Origin of the sequence: Legionella sp. PATHC032, from assembly GCF_026191185.1 — a bacterium.
In the GTDB taxonomy this organism is placed as follows: Bacteria; Pseudomonadota; Gammaproteobacteria; order Legionellales; family Legionellaceae; genus Legionella.
Genome location: NZ_JAPHOV010000001.1, coordinates 791,935 through 808,492, shown reverse-complemented (window position 1 = coordinate 808,492; position 16,558 = coordinate 791,935). Strand labels below are relative to the sequence as shown.

The window sequence follows — 16,558 nt, the reverse complement described above, 5'->3', positions numbered from 1 at the left end:
TACGCAATGAAGAAGTTAATTCAACTCTCGGTATTATCCGGTTTGTTATTAAGCGGTTCAATTTTTGCTTTTAACCAGCCTCAAGGCTTCTACGTGGGGATATTTGGTGAAATCAGCCATGGCCCTTCCGGTGAAGATCTCATATTTATCGAGCCCAATCGAACTATTACTGCCAATGTAGAATATAGTCCTGTTTCTGGAGGTGGAGGCGCCGTTTTAGGTTATAAAATAAATCACTACCGCATTGAGGGGGAGCTACTCTATAACCGGATTTCAACTGGTCCTTTCACAATAAGTTCCTGTACTTTACAAAGTCCTAATGTTCTAACTCCAACAGGTGTTTGTCCTTCTGCTTTTGAAGTTAACCGACTAGGTTATGATGGCAGTAGTGCAGCTCTCTATGGCTTGCTCAATCTTTACTATGATTTTTTCAGTTCTGTACACGAAAGTACTTATGTCCCCTATATTGGAATAGGCGCAGGACAGGTACGTATTCAAAACAGAAATAATTTTGTAAAAACAACACCCCGCAATCTGCCGGCTTCTGCTGGATTTAGCACTACCATGGTCTCAGGAGCTGGACAAGGCATTGTAGGCGTAGGGTATCTGATGGATGATTTTGCCTGGTTTGCTATGGACTTCCGCTTTCTCACGACCAGCAGTCTGTCTGACTTTAACAACAGCCGATATACACTCAGCACATTCAATGTGGGTGTCAACTTTACCTTTGACAAGTCAACCTGATGACTTCTTGTGACCTTGGGGTTCCTGCCACAAGGTCACAAATAAAACCATCACCATAGGTCCTAGAAACAGGCCGAGCAAACCCAAAGTTTCCACTCCTCCCAAAATACCGAACAAAACAGCCAGGAAAGGTAATTGTATCGCCCCACCGATGAGAACTGGCTTTACAAAATGATCGGCAACAAACATAACCAAAGTTCCCCAAACGAGAACAATGATGCCTCCAATCAAACTGCCAACGGAGAGTAAAATCAAAGCGACTATGATAAAAACAATGGGAACAACAAAAGGTATCATAGCGGCCAATGCGGTAATAAATCCAGTCAATGTGGGTGCTGGGAATCCAACCAATGCATAACAAATGCCCATTAATATACCTACCCCCATGCCTACAACAATAGTTCCATTCACTGTACCCCGCAACGCGCTGGGAAGCCTGTCAGAATAACGGAACCATCTGTCACCTAAACAATATTCTCCTATATGCTGAATTTGTAATAGTAATTTATCCCCATCGCGATAGAAGAAAAAGAGCGTTAAAAGGGTGAACCCTACTTGAAAACTGCGATGCGCCAAATTGACCCCAATCTGCTTGATGTAATAACTGGTCGGGGTTAAAGTCAAATGCAAATTAGATAAAAACTCCTTGATACTTCCCGGCTTACCAATATTTACATCCCAATATTGAATTAAATCATCCCCAACTAATGGGATATTTTTAAAAAACTCAGGAGCGGATCCACCCTCCTTATTAATATGCTGCAAAAAATTAATAAATAATTGCGACTCTTTGATAAGGATCCCTATAAGCCAACTCAAGGGAATAAGGAAAAGCAGGCCCATCAGTGTTGTAAATAAGAACGCTGATGTGTTGTGTTTGTTACCAAATAATTTACGCCATCTGGTGTATAAGGGATAAGTAGCTATAACAATAATAGCAGCCCATATCATGGAAGGAATGAACTTATGAACGATATAAAGCGAGAAAAGAACGATACTGACTGTTAACCCTATGCTAATCAGTTCTTTATGATTTTCATTCATTAAGCAAAGCTCCAAACGAGGATTTGCATAATACACCAGGCAGGAACTGCTGCTAAAACATCGTCCAGCATAATTCCTAACCCACCCTGAACTCTTTGATCGATCATACGTATTGGTTGTGGTTTCCAAATATCAAAAATTCGGAATAAAATAAAACCGGTTAACATCCACGAAATTCCTTTGGGGGCTAAAAACATAGTGAATAAATAGCCAACCACTTCATCCCAGACAATCCCTTTGTAATCATGTACCCCAAGCTCTTCTGTCACTTTATCACTGACCCAAACCCCCAAGGCAAATGCCAGGACAGTCCATAATAAATAAATGCCCCAGTGAGCATCTATCATCAGCAAATAAAGTGGAATAGCAGCTAATGTCCCCCACGTGCCTGGAGCAATTGACATCAATCCACTGCCAAAACCAAAAGCGATAAAGTAAATGGGATCTTGCCATACTCGATTTGCCAAATTGACCTGGTTCATGTTTGCTCCTCAACCTAAATATCGCTATCACATCACTTTAGAATCGAATTTTGTCTTTAATTTTTATTATCATACTATAGAGGCGGGATTTAAAAATGTGAATAGCCTCTGGGTTGCAATTCTTTACTTGGACTACCAGCCGATTGTATTCTTAATCCTGGTTTCTCCTCTATCATACCGATGGGAAAACAAATCAGATTTTCTTTTAGAAGATCCCGATTAAAAGAATCCAGCTGTTGTGTTGAAACGGTAAAGCATAATTCGTAATCATCACCTCCTGAAAGAGCTAAGTCAAGGGCTTGTTCAGGACAATATTTATTTAATAATGGATGCATGGGTATTGCTTCTTCAAACAAGCTGGCCCCAACGCCACTCGCGACACAAATATGATTTAAATCAGAGCTTAGTCCATCCGAGATATCAATCGCTGAAGTAGCATATTTTCTAAGCAAATGGCATAAGTCCACACGTGGCTTAGGATGCAATAGTTTATTCATTAATTCTATTTTATCTTTTGCATTCACTTTTTTATGTTCATCCAGCAATTTTACAGCCAGGCCCGCAGCCCCCAATTGACCTGAAACCATAATCACATCACCTGCTTTTGCCCCACAACGTCTGATTGATTGCCCCTGAGGTGTAAGCCCCATGATGGTCAAAGTGATTGATAACGGGCCTTTGGTCGTGTCTCCACCAATCAAATCCACATTATATAAAGCAAGAGAATTTTTTATCCCTCTAGCAAAGGAATCAAGCCAACTCTGATTCAATTCGGGCAAGGTCAATGCAAGAGTAACCCAACAAGGCTGTGCGCCCATGGCAGCCATATCACTAATATTGACCATTACCGCTTTGCAGGCGATATCATAGGGATCCCATTGCGGCAAAAAATGAATGCCTGAAACCAAAGTATCGGTGCTGACTAATAAATGCATTCTCTCTGGAATCTGCAAGCAAGCGGCATCATCTCCTATCCCCAAAAGCACATCATTTCTCGTGCATGGGATGGATTTAAAATAATGATCAATCAGGGTAAATTCATTCATTATCAAGACTGACTTCAACAGAGCGGACCTGTTTTGCCAAGTTATTCAATACCCCATTAACGTAACGATATCCCTCTTGCGAACCAAACTCTTTAGTCAAAGATACTGATTCATCAAGAATGACCTTATAAGGTATCTCAGGGCAATGAAACAACTCAAAAGCCCCAATTCTCAATACAGTAAGCTCTATAGGATTCAATGCATTGATTTCTCTGTCTAAATAAGGTAGTAAACTTGCCTCCAAAGCTTCTACATGGGTTGGAATGCCATATAACAAGCGGCAGAAATATTCTCCATCTACTTTATCCATATTATTAATTGTTCTGAATTGAGCCTCAATTTCATGAAGATCTGTACCAGACATTAGCCATTGATAAAGGGCTTGCAATGCAAATTTTCGAGCTCGTCTTTTACCACGAATTGATTGTTTTTCCACAATTACCTCATATTATTCTAATAACAACAAGAAAAGTGAGCCCTTCACATTTTTTTATCTAAGATTTTTCCTTATCTTCATTTTTCATTTGATCAATTGTCTGTCTAAAATCACTCACATCTTTAAAGCGTTTATATACTGATGCAAAACGCACATAGGCCACATGATCAAGCCTGAATAACTCCTTCATTACCAACTCGCCAACCACTTGGGAGTCGATCTCTCGTTCACCTCTTCTTCGAATTTCCTCGGTAATAGAAATAATAGCCTTTTCCAAATCATCAACACTGACAGGCCGTTTCTCCAAAGCTCTCAACATGCCAGAACGTAAATTATCAATATGAAATGGCTCTCTCCTGCCATCGCGTTTTATAATCAATGGCATAATCAATTCGGCGGTTTCAAAAGTAGTAAACCGCTCATGACATTCCAAGCATTCACGTCTTCTGCGAACTTGAGCGCCATCCGCAACCAGACGTGAATCCACTACTTTTGTTTCTTCCGCATGACAAAATGGACAATACATAATTAGGCATAAACCGGAAATTCACGACAGAGAAGCAATACTTGGGTTTTCACTCTTGAAATATTGGTTTCATCATGAACATTATCAAGGACATCCGCTACCCAGTTAGATAATAAAGTCATCTCTCTTTCTTTAAAGCCTCTTGTGGTTGCAGCAGGCGTACCCAAGCGTAGACCACTCGTTACAAAAGGTGAGCGAGGGTCATTGGGAACCGAATTTTTATTGACTGTTATATTGGCTCTGCCTAAAGCAGCATCAGCGTCTTTACCTGTAATTCCTTTATTAATCAAATCCACTAGTAAAAGATGATTATCAGTTCCACCAGAGACAATATCATAGCCTCTGCTTTGTAATACGCTGCACATCGTTCTGGCATTGACTAAAACCTGTTGCTGATAGGTTTTAAATTCGGGTAACAGAGCTTCTGCAAAAGCGACTGCTTTGGCTGCAATAACGTGCATTAATGGCCCACCTTGCATGCCAGGAAATACAGAAGAATTTAATTTTTTCTCAATTTCTTCATTTTCCTTACAAAGAATTAAACCACCACGAGGTCCCCTTAACGTTTTATGCGTTGTCGTCGTCACCACATCAGCATATGGGACAGGAGAAGGATATAATCCTACAGCAACCAGGCCAGCCACATGAGCGATATCCGCCATTAAATAAGCGCCTACCTTATCGGCAATTTCTCTGAATCGAGCCCAATCCAGAATCCTGGAATAAGCTGAAAAACCAGCAATTATTAATTTTGGTTTGTGTTGAAGAGCAAGTTTCTCCAGAGCATCATAATCTATTAAACCCGTATTGCTATCAACTCCGTATTCGACAGAATGGTACAATTTACCTGAAAAATTAACCTTTGACCCATGAGTCAAGTGTCCACCATGAGGTAAAGCCATACCCATAAAAGTATCACCTGGGGACAATAATGCCATCATGACCGCTGCGTTTGCTTGTGATCCTGAATGGGGTTGTACATTGACATAATGAGCGCCAAAAAGTAATTTTGCCCTTGAAATAGCTAAATCTTCAGCGACATCAACAAACTCGCAACCACCATAATATCGCTTGCCCGGATATCCTTCAGCATATTTGTTAGTCAACACAGAACCCTGAGCCTCCAATACTCTTGGACTGACATAATTTTCTGATGCTATTAATTCAATGTGCTCTTCTTGACGTCGTTTTTCATCAGAAATTGCTTTAAAAAGAACATCATCAAAATTTTTTATAGTATAACTTTCGTCAAACATGAATGTTCCTTGGTTGGAAGGTTATATTCACCTTGTTTTTATAATAAGGTCATTACGAACGCTCTTTACACCATCTACGCCAGCCGCGATGATTCCGGCTCTTTGTTTTATTCTTTGAGAATCGACAAAACCGCTCAACTGCACTTGATCTTTATATGTTTTTACTTTTACAGCAAATCCAGTAGTCCCCAATTGGTCAACCAAACTGGCCTTCACTTTGGCAGTAGTCGTTGAACTATCAAGATATTCCCCTGTACTTTCCGACAGAGGAGAAGCAGCACACGCAATAATTATCATGGATATGGATCCCACTAATAACATCTTAAGTGAGTCGCGCATAGAGGCTCCTTAAAGATAAAAACGTTATTAGAGTATCATAAAAACTACCCAGATACGAAGAGGATAATAGTACAATTTTAGTTCTTTGAGAAACAAGTTAAATTATTAACTATGACCATGAATTTTTTTCTGTTCCTCAGAACTGGAAGTATCATGTCCATGTACATTAGAAGAATCAGGATGGCTGTGCACATTGCCATTATCATGAGCATGTCCATGCACCTGACCATTATTTGCATTGTGTCCGTGAACATTTTTCTGAACTTCAACTCTGGCTTGTGATGGTGGCGGAGTAACTACAGCAGCATGACCTTGAGTTTTCGCATGCTCATAATGAACCTGCCCCCTTGGCGCACTGTAGTATCGATTATTACCATGATATCTCTGATTGTAATGACGATGATAATGCCCTTGAGGATAGAAGGGGGTAACCTCTACGCGAGGAGCAGGCCCCAAATATTCTGGTTGATAAAAGTCTTCTTGGATAACTGTGCAGGAAGAAAGTAAAGGAAACAATAAAACGCAGGGAATGAGGTATTTCATATACAACTCCTCAAAGGAAGAGAAAGCTCTCGAATCATTGAAAGCTTTCCCGAATTTTAATGAATTATCTGGTTGATAACTCAGCCTTAGCTTCTTTCAAGTAAGGAACAACACGGATGGTACTATTAACGTTTGTCCAACCGGAATAAATAGTATAATAAGGTGATGTAATAGTAATGTACATACCACTATGGCAATAGAAATTATAGAACAGGCTTATATAATGAGGTGACTCATAACGATAGATATTGAAATCTATAGTTGTGCCATCATCAAATGTACCGAATACACGGACATCTGTGAAGCTTTGGTTAATGATTTCAATTTGGCAGTAACCAGGATAAGTTACGCTTTTTTGTATTGATTTCTTGTCTGCATTATCAGCCTTGGGATGTAAGTGAAGATTTGCAGCAAAAACGTTAGAAAACAAACTGAAACATACAACAAATAACAATGATTTTAACTTCATGAGCTTCCCCTTAGTAAGATGGAAGCTGCATAGTATCAAAGTCTTCAATTTAGTCAATAGGATTTTTTTGTACCCATAAAATCAAAGTTCATTACAATTCAATTTTGTTAGAGAGGAAGCAGAATCAATCATGAAAATATTAAAAATAATAAGTCATCTCAAACAATAAGATGATAAAGTAAATGTTTATGTTATATTTGCTAAATTAAAATTTTTTCAAGCATTAACAGGGGAAGATAATGAATAAACGATTGACTATCATGGGAATAATCTTGTTGGTAGTTTTCGGTGGAATCATAGCTTTTAATCTAATTAAGGCTTACATGATTAAACAATTCTTCGCCAGTTATGCGCCTCCTGCTGTTACCGTTTCTTCCGCCGTTGCTCAAGCAGTGGATTGGAAGCCAACCATTGACGCTGTAGGTAATTTCGTTGCAATCAACGGAGTTGATGTCAACTCAGAAGCCTCTGGGAATGTAGTTCAAATTCATTTTGAATCAGGGCAATACGTAGAAAAAGATGAACCATTGATCACCATTGACGACAGCATCGATCAAGCCTTGCTCAAATTTAACCAGTCGGAATTAACGCTTAAAGAACTCAGCTATAAACGACAAACTGATCTCTTCAAGCGTGGCGCCACACCAAGCTCCAGTGTTGATGAAGCCAAAGCCAACTTACAACAGGCTCAAGCAAAAGTAGAGCAGATTCAAGCACAAATTAAACAAAAACACATAGGAGCCCCTTTTTCTGGTCGCCTTGGTATCCGCCAGGTAAACCTGGGGCAATACGTCACTCCAGGGCAAACCTCCATAGTTTCTTTACAATCACTGGATCCTCTTTATCTGGAATTTTACTTACCAGAGCAATATTACAAAAGAATTCATCTTAACCAACCTGTGACCTTTCGCGTAGAGGAATTTCCTAATATTCTCTTTGAGGGAGTCATTCATGCAGTAAACTCTAAAGTAGATCTAACTACTCATAATGTTCAGGTACAAGCCCTATTACCGAACTGCCCTGCTGATGCAATTCAAGATCCGACCAAATCTTCTCTTATCAAAACACGTAAACAAGTCAGAGGGGATAAAATGATTGTGGCCTGCAGTACAGAATTAAACAAACAAAATAAAATACGAAATTTTGTATTTATCCCAGGTATGTTTGCTTCCATTGAAGTGGATCAACCTGCAGAGCCTAATACTATTATCGTTCCTTCCACAGCAATTTCTTACAGTCTCTATGGAAATGCTGTCTATATAATTGAAAAAAGCAAAGAAGGTAAGAAAAATAAGGATGGTACTGACCAGTTGATTGTAAACCGGGTATTCGTCACTACCGGAGAGCAACAAGGAAATTACACAGTTATCAAGAAAGGCATTAAAGCAGGTCAATTGGTCGTAAGTACTGGTGACTTGAAATTACAAAATGGTACCCCTGTTGTTATTAACAACAGTGTCAAACTCGACACAGACAGTAATCCCAACCAACTGGGACAATAGATCGTGTTGACAACTCGGTATTTAAATCATTTTATAACATTAGCATGCTCTAATAATATGGCTTATTGTTCTTTACTACCGACTAGGATCATGGTCAGTTTTTTGCAGGATAACTTATGAAATTCACAGATCTATTCATCAAGCGCCCGGTTCTCTCCATAGTGGTCAGTATGTTGATTTTTCTATTCGGGATAAACTCCATCTATAAAATGCAAATTCGCCAATACCCTAAAATGGAGAATACAGTCATAACCATAATGACCGGTTATCCCGGCGCTGATGCTGAACTCATAGCCGGATTTATCACTACTCCTCTTGAAAGTGCTGTTGCCAGTGCTGAGGGAATAGATTATATGACCTCATCAAGTCAGCAAGGCCTTAGCACAATTACCCTAAACATCAAGCTGAATTTCGACCCTCAAATTGCTTTTACTGATGTCATGAGTAAAGTGCAGCAAACGCTCAATCAGTTACCTAAAGAATCACAACAACCAGTTATCTTGAAAAAATCAGACTCATCAACCGCACTGATGTACATTAGTCTGGACAGTAAGGATATGACTCCTCAGCAAATTACTGACTACGCTACCCGAGTCGTTCAACCCCAGTTGCAAACAGTGGATGGAGTAGCCAAGGCTGATATTTTAGGTGGTCAAACTTATTCCATGCGAATATTCATGGATCCAATTAAAATGGCTGCGCTTAACGTCACTCCGGCTGATGTGTCAGCTGTTTTAGCCAGTAACAACTTCCTAACTGCAGCGGGGAGTACTAAAAGTGAATATGTTGCCATCAATGTCACGGCTAAAACTGATTTGAATAATGTTGAGGAATTCGAAAGACTGATCGTAAAAAGCGATAAGGGATCAATAATTAGACTCAGGGATATCGCTAAAGTGGAACTGGGTTCACAGAATTATGATAGCTCGGTGACTTTCAACAGTAAAAAGGCCGTCTTTATATCGATCACTCCAACACCAACTGCTAACCCACTGACTGTAATCAATGATGCTAGAAAACTGTTTCCTTCTATAGTCAGAGAATTCCCGCCATCATTAACTGGTACAATTGTATACGATGCCACAGCATTTATTCGAGCATCCATCCATGAGGTAATGGAAACTATCATTGAAGCCGCAGTCATCGTAATCATCGTTATCTTTTTATTTTTAGGCTCTATTCGTTCAGTTCTTATTCCTGTTGTCACCATCCCGCTGTCATTGGTTGGTGTCTGTACTTTGATGCTCATACTGGGTTACAGCATCAACTTGCTTACCCTTCTTGCCTTTGTGTTAGCAATAGGATTGGTAGTGGATGATGCCATTGTAGTGGTAGAGAATGTACATCGCCATTTGGAAGAAGGAAAAACCCCCTTTGAAGCCGCAATTATAGGTGCCAGAGAAATTGCCACCCCGGTTATTGCGATGACAATCACCCTAGCAGCTGTTTATGCACCAATAGGGTTTATGAGTGGACTGACTGGCGCTTTGTTCAAGGAATTTGCTTTTACATTGGCAAGTGCGGTTATTATTTCAGGGGTTATTGCCTTAACGCTGTCCCCCATGATGTGTTCAAAAATTCTATCCGAAGAAGCCACTAGTGGAAAATTTGCTATTTTTCTGGATGAGTTTTTTAACAAACTGAAACGCATTTACCAGAATGCACTTCATAGCTTATTAGATACCCGAGAAATGATGTTGCTGTTAGCAGGGGTAGTGATTTTAATGTTGCCCTACTTGTATTCTAACACGGCTGCTGAAACTGCGCCTGATGAAGATCAAGGCTTCTTTTTTGTAATGGCTACTGCTCCACAATATGCAACCTTAGACTACATAGAAGCCTATACAAAGCCCTTTGATGCCATTTATAAAAGTTTTCCTGAAACAGAAAACTATTTTACAGTGAACATGAGCCAACCTATTTCAGGAATGGTTTTAAAACCATGGGATCAAAGGAAAAAAAGTCAGTTTGCTCTAAAAGAACCTTTACAAAAAAAGTTATCTAAAATTGCAGGACTTAATGCTTTCGCCATTGTCCCACCTCCCCTGCCTGGCGGCGGTGGTGGTCCTGCCGTACAATTTGTGGTTAAGACAACGAATGATTTCCAGAGTTTAATGGATGTGTCGAACAAGTTAACTGAAAAAGCCAGGAGTAGTGGGTTATTCATATACATAGACAATTCCCTTAAATTTAACCAACCACAAGTGGAGTTTAGCATCAATCGAGCAAAAGCTTCCGAAATGGGCTTGGATATGAGAGCGCTTGGAAGTAGCCTGACAAGTGCTTTGTCCGGCAACTACATCAATTACTTCAATCTGGAAGGTCGCAGCTACCAGGTCATCCCACAACTGGCACGCAAATTCCGTCTTACTATAGAACAATTAGGCCAAATTTATGTAAAAACACTAAACGGCACTATGGTTCCATTATCCACTGTGATAACCCCAACCGAAAAAACTCAACCTAATGCAGCTACCCATTTCCAACAACTCAATTCTGCAACAATTCAGGCTGTCATGATGCCAGGTAAAACATTAGGCCAGGGTTTGGAATTTTTACAAAAAGCAGCCCAGGAAGTTTTGCCCAAGGGATTTACTTATGATTATGGAGGAGAATCCAGGCAATTTATGCAAGAAGGGAGTGCTCTCATCTTTGCATTCCTTTTTGCTATTGTTGTCATTTTTTTAGTGCTGGCAGCGCAGTATGAGAGTTTTCGTGATCCATTAATCGTTCTAATCAGCGTACCAATGTCTATCTGTGGCGCGCTTATCCCGCTTAACCTTGGAGTAGCGACTATTAATATCTACACTCAAGTTGGTTTGATTACTTTAATTGGACTCATCAGTAAACATGGAATATTGATAGTAGATTTTGCTAATCATTTGCAACGTGAAAAAAATCTTGATAAACGTGCTGCTGTTGAAGAAGCTGCTGGAATTAGATTACGACCTATATTAATGACAACAGCTGCCATGGTGTTTGGAGTAATACCTCTTCTTATTGCCAGCGGTGCTGGGGCAGCAAGTCGATTCGATATAGGACTCGTTATCTCTACAGGTTTATTAATAGGTACCTGTTTCACCCTGTTCGTAGTACCTACTCTATATACCTATTTAGCCGAAGATCATCGACATAAGCCAAACGAACCTGCGGAGATACAGTATTAGACCTTGGATTTTTTCGTAAGTCTTATTAATCTTTAAATAACTCGTCAAACGGCTGCATGACTCGGCTCGTCCGAAGACTTTGCAGATGCAACTGACAAGCAGCAGTCAATAGAAAATCGGCCATTTAAAACTGAAGGGACTATAACGATTTTTTTTCCTGAGTTCCTGTTTTTTTAAAATGGCTAAATTCCCATACTCTATGATAAAATTGTGAGTTTTTACCAGTACAGGCTATACGATAATGGACAAAACTTACTCTCCGGAAGCAATAGAACAAGCCATTTATAAAAAATGGGAAAGTCATCATTACTTTCAACCACGTGGTGAGGGTAAACGATTTTGTATTATGCTTCCGCCTCCTAATGTAACAGGAAGCCTTCATATGGGACACGGTTTTCAACACACCATAATGGATGCATTAACCAGATATCATCGCATGCTTGGTGATAAAACATTATGGCAACCAGGAACCGATCATGCTGGCATCTCAACTCAACTTGTTGTAGAGCGTCAACTGGAAGCCCAAGGCATATCCAGAAAAGATCTCACTCGTGAACAATTTCTGGATAAGGTGTGGCAATGGAAAGAAGAGTCCGGTAACACCATCACCCAACAAATGAGACGTTTAGGCGCTTCCGTAGATTGGAGTCGAGAACGTTTCACCATGGATGAAGGATTGTCTGCTGCCGTACAAAAGGTATTTGTACAGCTTTATGAAGAAGGTCTTATTTACCGAGGAACCCGCCTGGTGAATTGGGATCCCAAACTGGGCACCGCTGTTTCAGATCTTGAAGTTCTCTCTGAAGAAGAAGATGGTTTTCTTTGGCACATTCGTTATCCTGTTGTTGATTCCAAAGAGTTTCTAATAGTTGCCACCACACGCCCCGAAACTTTACTCGGTGATTGCGCTGTTGCCGTTCATCCCGATGATCCACGTTTCAGACATCTTATTGGAAAACAGGTTCATCTGCCCTTATGTGGTAGAACAATACCCGTGATTGCGGATGAATACGTTGACAAGGAATTTGGCAGTGGGTGTGTAAAAATTACCCCTGCACATGATTTTAACGATCATGAAGTAGGCAAACGTCATCAATTACCACAAATCAATATTTTAACAAAGAAAGGGACAATCAATAAAAACGCTCCCTTAAAATATCAAGGGATGGATAGATTTGTTGCCCGAGAACAAATCATTAAAGATTTGGAAAACGAAGGCCTACTGGCGAAAACAGAACCTCACAAATTAAAAGTGCCTCGAGGTGAAAAATCGAATGTGATCATCGAACCTTTATTAACTGATCAATGGTATGTCAAAACCAAACCGTTGGCAGAACCCGCTATCGCCGCTGTAAAAAAGGGAGATATCCGCTTTATTCCCGAGACTTGGGATAAAACCTATTTTCAATGGATGGATAATATCGAAGACTGGTGTATCAGCCGCCAATTATGGTGGGGACATAGAATTCCTGCGTGGTATGATAATCATGGTAATATTTATGTAGGTTACAGTGAAAATGACGTTCGTTTCAAATATAAAATTGATCAATCTACTCCCCTGAAGCAAGATGAAGATGTTCTGGACACTTGGTTTTCATCGGCTCTATGGCCTTTTTCAACATTAGGCTGGCCTGAACGTACTCCGGAATTAGATCAATTTTATCCTACTTCTGTACTGGTCACCGGATTTGACATTATATTTTTCTGGGTTGCCCGTATGATCATGATGGGACTAAAGTTCACCGGAAAAATTCCTTTTAAAGAAGTCTTTATAACTGGTTTGATTCGCGACAGTGAAGGGCATAAGATGTCCAAATCCAAAGGAAATGTCCTGGATCCACTAGATATTGTAGATGGAATTGATCTGGATTCTTTAATAGCCAAACGAACTTCTAACCTGATGTTAAACTCGGTTCGTGACAGAATCACAAAAGCCACTCGTAAAGAATTTCCTGAAGGAATCAGTGCTTATGGAACAGACGCACTGCGATTCACTTACTGCTCTCTTGCCTCAACAGGGCGTAATGTGCGTTTTGATTTAGGGCGAGTTGAAGGATATAGAAATTTTTGCAATAAATTATGGAACGCAGCCCGCTATGTCTTATTAAATACAGACGAAGAGCAAATTGATTTTGGGGATGGAGCATTTCAGTACAGCCCAGCTGATCAATGGATACTATCCCGTCTGCAAAATACAGTGAGTAAGGTGCATCATTATTTTGAAACCTACCGGTTTGATCTTCTGGCTAATACGCTATACGAATTTGTCTGGCACGAGTACTGCGACTGGTATTTAGAATTATCCAAGCCTATATTACAAGATGAACAGGCTTTAAGCGCCATGAAAAGAGGTACGCGAAGAACTTTAATTCATGTTCTGGATCAAATATTAAAGCTTCTTCATCCTCTGATGCCATTTATTACAGAAGAAATTTGGCAAAAAACCACCAAATTTACCAGTGAAAATGGGATCAGTATCATGCTGAGCGCTTATCCCAAAGTCAACGAGGAATTCATAAATCCCGCTATAGAGGAAGAGTTGGATTGGTTAAAGTCAGCCATTCAATCACTACGAACCATCCGCAGTGAAATGTCTATCTCACCCGCCAAGTTAATACCTTTATATATACGCAATATCACTCCTGAATTAAAGGAGCGTATCGCAAAATATGAAAAAATACTCAAGACGCTAAGCAAGATAGACAACATTAATTATCTTGCTCCTGATGAGAAGGTTCCTGTTTCAGCAACTGCGGTATTGGGTGAAATTGAGCTGTTGATTCCAATGGCAGATTTGATTGATAAGGAAGCAGAGTTATCAAGACTGAATAAAGAACTTGCCAAATTGAATAAAGACATCGATCTGGCTCAGGGTAAATTAAATAACCCTAAATTCACTGATAAAGCACCTGAAGAAATCATTGCCAAAGAAAAAGAAAAATTAGCTCAGGCTCGACTCGCTAAAGATAAACTTTTGCAACATAAAGTCAGGATTGAGTCATTATAACTCAATGATCCTTGGTAACATCCTCCTTACAGTCATGGCTCAACTTAAATCATCATTCTATACGTGACTGTAAGGAACAAATGGCACAAACCAGATTATTTTAAAGAAAGGACGTCTTCTCGTGGCAACTCAATTCAATACGCTTAAATCCTATATTTTCCCTATCATTTTGCTGTTATCTATTTTATTTGGGGGTTTAACAGGATACGCCTTTAATCAAAACGTTGCCTGGTTAAAACCCTTTGGCGATATTTTTCTTAATTTGATTTTTACTACCATCGTCCCTCTTATTTTTTTCAGTGTATCTTCAGCCATCGCAAGAACTGGTTCCATTGGCAAGTTAGGTAAAATATTCTACTCAATGACAGTAGTATTCTTATTTACAGGCATAATCGCTGCAGTTTATGCCCTTTTCGTAGTTTTACTTTTCCCTCCGGAACAAAACATGCCTGTTCTCTTGGAAAGTTCAAAGCAACTCTCTCCGACAAATCTCCCGGATCGATTGATAGAAATTTTTACTGTACCTGAATTTTCAAAATTATTCTCTCATGAGCATATTCTGGCATTAATCCTGTTCTCAATCTTGGTAGGACTAGCAGTAGCCCATTCCAAAGACAAAGGAAGCATTTTTAATTCCTTCTTAAAAGCAGGAGAAGAGGTATTCATGTCAGTATTTCGGCTGGTTATGTATTACGCTCCTATCGGTTTTTTTGCCTACTTTGCAGTGATAGTAAGTGAAATTGGCCCCCAATTAATGGGAAATTATTTACGCATTGCCATACTCTACTATACCGCTTCAGTGCTCTACTTTTTCTTTGCGTTAACTGCCTATGCTTATTTGGCGGGAAAATTCCAGGGTGTCCAACTATTCTGGAAAAACATTTTCCTGCCTGCAGCAACCTCCATAGCAACTTGTAGTAGTGCTGCCAGTATTCCTGCCAATTTAATAGCAACCAAATCCATGCGTATTCCGGCTGAAATCTATGAAACATCAATCCCCTTAGGCTCCATAATTCATAAAGATGGATCAGTCATGGGTGGTATTTTTAAAATTGCCTTTTTATTTGGGATATTTCATTTGCCTTTTACCAGCTTGCCCGTTCTTTTGATGGCATTGGGGGTTTCTTTGCTGGTGGGAACAGTGATGGGAGCTATTCCTAGCGGAGGGATGCTGGGAGAATTGTTAATTTTGTCAGTGTATGGTTTTCCACCTTCTGTCTTAATTGCCGTTGCTGCCATTAGTATAATCATTGATCCCATAGCGACAATGGTCAACGTAACAAGCAACAGTGCTTGCGGCATGATGATTGCACGTCTGGTCGAAGGTAAAAATTGGTTTCTCATATCCTCACATGAAAATAACCTATAATCTAAGATATGTTTAATACAAAAATCACATATTAAACTTTTATAATCCTGAATACGCAATATTAAGCCATTGCCTTTGGAGAGAATAGTAATGAAAAAAATGCTGTATATTATTCCAGGTGTTTTATTAATTACGAGCTCTTTCGCTATTGATCTATCTGAGAATATTCCCGACTCAAATAAAAATCTGCTCCCTTCACCATTTCCTGTTTACGTCATTGAGGGATCTGGAGTTGTCAATCATCCTTACCCGGGAGCAAAAAAGGTACTCTTACCAACCGACAACAGCTATGCAGATTATCCAGGATGCTATATTGCTTGTTATTCCCATAATACAGGTGTCTACGCCATTTCCCCAACCATTTCTGTCATGGGACAAATTCGAGTCAAAGGACAATATGATGCCCGAATTTGCCAACCTGATGGATATAAAAATCAAGACATCAGTGCTGCCTATCAATTTAAACAGCTTTGTGCTGAAAAGATTCCTGCCTGTCAAAATAACAGTTGTTGGGCAGGCGGCGATACTGGGGGATGGTTTGGGATTCAATAAATATCCAAAGAAACACCTTTAAGGTAGGCTGCTCACGAGTGCAGCACAACCTATGACAAAAGATGTAAAACGATCA

Annotated in this window: 15 protein-coding genes; 6 read left to right on the top strand and 9 right to left on the bottom strand. The window is 39.8% G+C overall.

What is annotated here, in order from left to right; translation table 11 throughout:
• Window positions 1-6 precede the first annotated feature (6 nt).
• Window positions 7-744: an outer membrane beta-barrel protein gene (locus tag OQJ02_RS03665; RefSeq protein WP_265717917.1), complete on the top strand. Its 738-nt coding sequence runs from the start codon at window positions 7-9 to the stop codon at window positions 742-744.
• Here OQJ02_RS03665 and OQJ02_RS03660 read toward each other — a convergent pair.
• From OQJ02_RS03660 to OQJ02_RS03620, 9 genes are all read right to left on the bottom strand, one after another.
• Entirely contained in the window at window positions 736-1,788 is a 1,053-nt protein-coding gene (locus OQJ02_RS03660) for an AI-2E family transporter (protein ID WP_265717916.1), read from the bottom strand. The genes OQJ02_RS03665 and OQJ02_RS03660 overlap by 9 nt on opposite strands.
• The gene (locus OQJ02_RS03655) at window positions 1,788-2,270 is read right to left on the bottom strand and encodes a phosphatidylglycerophosphatase A (protein WP_265717915.1); all 483 of its coding nucleotides are present in this window, start codon (window positions 2,268-2,270) and stop codon (window positions 1,788-1,790) included. Before OQJ02_RS03655 ends, OQJ02_RS03660 begins: the two co-directional genes overlap by 1 nt.
• An 89-nt stretch (window positions 2,271-2,359) precedes the next feature.
• The gene (gene thiL / locus OQJ02_RS03650; RefSeq protein WP_265717914.1) at window positions 2,360-3,316 is read right to left on the bottom strand and encodes a thiamine-phosphate kinase; all 957 of its coding nucleotides are present in this window, start codon (window positions 3,314-3,316) and stop codon (window positions 2,360-2,362) included.
• On the bottom strand, window positions 3,309-3,752 hold the full coding sequence (gene nusB, locus OQJ02_RS03645; protein WP_265717913.1) for a transcription antitermination factor NusB: 444 nt from the start codon (window positions 3,750-3,752) through the stop codon (window positions 3,309-3,311). Before nusB ends, thiL begins: the two co-directional genes overlap by 8 nt.
• Before the next feature lie 58 nt (window positions 3,753-3,810).
• Window positions 3,811-4,278 (bottom strand): transcriptional regulator NrdR, encoded by a 468-nt coding sequence (nrdR, locus tag OQJ02_RS03640; protein ID WP_010946463.1) that lies wholly within the window; start codon window positions 4,276-4,278, stop codon window positions 3,811-3,813.
• Between the two features lie 2 nt (window positions 4,279-4,280).
• The gene (gene glyA / locus OQJ02_RS03635) at window positions 4,281-5,534 is read right to left on the bottom strand and encodes a serine hydroxymethyltransferase (RefSeq protein ID WP_265717912.1); all 1,254 of its coding nucleotides are present in this window, start codon (window positions 5,532-5,534) and stop codon (window positions 4,281-4,283) included.
• Window positions 5,535-5,561: 27 nt separating this feature from the next.
• Entirely contained in the window at window positions 5,562-5,873 is a 312-nt protein-coding gene (locus OQJ02_RS03630) for a BON domain-containing protein (RefSeq protein WP_265717911.1), read from the bottom strand.
• Window positions 5,874-5,978: 105 nt separating this feature from the next.
• On the bottom strand, window positions 5,979-6,416 hold the full coding sequence (locus OQJ02_RS03625) for a hypothetical protein (RefSeq protein WP_265717910.1): 438 nt from the start codon (window positions 6,414-6,416) through the stop codon (window positions 5,979-5,981).
• 64 nt (window positions 6,417-6,480) lie between these two features.
• On the bottom strand, window positions 6,481-6,885 hold the full coding sequence (locus tag OQJ02_RS03620; RefSeq protein WP_010946459.1) for a hypothetical protein: 405 nt from the start codon (window positions 6,883-6,885) through the stop codon (window positions 6,481-6,483).
• Between the two features lie 239 nt (window positions 6,886-7,124).
• On the opposite strand from OQJ02_RS03620, the gene OQJ02_RS03615 reads away from it, so the two are divergent.
• The 5 genes from OQJ02_RS03615 (at window position 7,125) to OQJ02_RS03595 (ending at window position 16,482) form a co-directional block, all read left to right on the top strand.
• The gene (locus OQJ02_RS03615; protein WP_265717909.1) at window positions 7,125-8,387 is read left to right on the top strand and encodes an efflux RND transporter periplasmic adaptor subunit; all 1,263 of its coding nucleotides are present in this window, start codon (window positions 7,125-7,127) and stop codon (window positions 8,385-8,387) included.
• A 116-nt stretch (window positions 8,388-8,503) separates the two neighbouring features.
• A complete protein-coding gene (locus OQJ02_RS03610) occupies window positions 8,504-11,554 on the top strand; it encodes an efflux RND transporter permease subunit (RefSeq protein WP_265717908.1) in 3,051 nt (1,016 codons plus the stop codon).
• A 241-nt stretch (window positions 11,555-11,795) separates the two neighbouring features.
• Window positions 11,796-14,561 (top strand): valine--tRNA ligase, encoded by a 2,766-nt coding sequence (locus OQJ02_RS03605; protein ID WP_265717907.1) that lies wholly within the window; start codon window positions 11,796-11,798, stop codon window positions 14,559-14,561.
• A 121-nt stretch (window positions 14,562-14,682) separates the two neighbouring features.
• Window positions 14,683-15,930: a dicarboxylate/amino acid:cation symporter gene (locus OQJ02_RS03600; protein WP_265717906.1), complete on the top strand. Its 1,248-nt coding sequence runs from the start codon at window positions 14,683-14,685 to the stop codon at window positions 15,928-15,930.
• 90 nt (window positions 15,931-16,020) lie between these two features.
• Entirely contained in the window at window positions 16,021-16,482 is a 462-nt protein-coding gene (locus OQJ02_RS03595) for a hypothetical protein (protein WP_265717905.1), read from the top strand.
• Window positions 16,483-16,558: the final 76 nt, after the last annotated feature.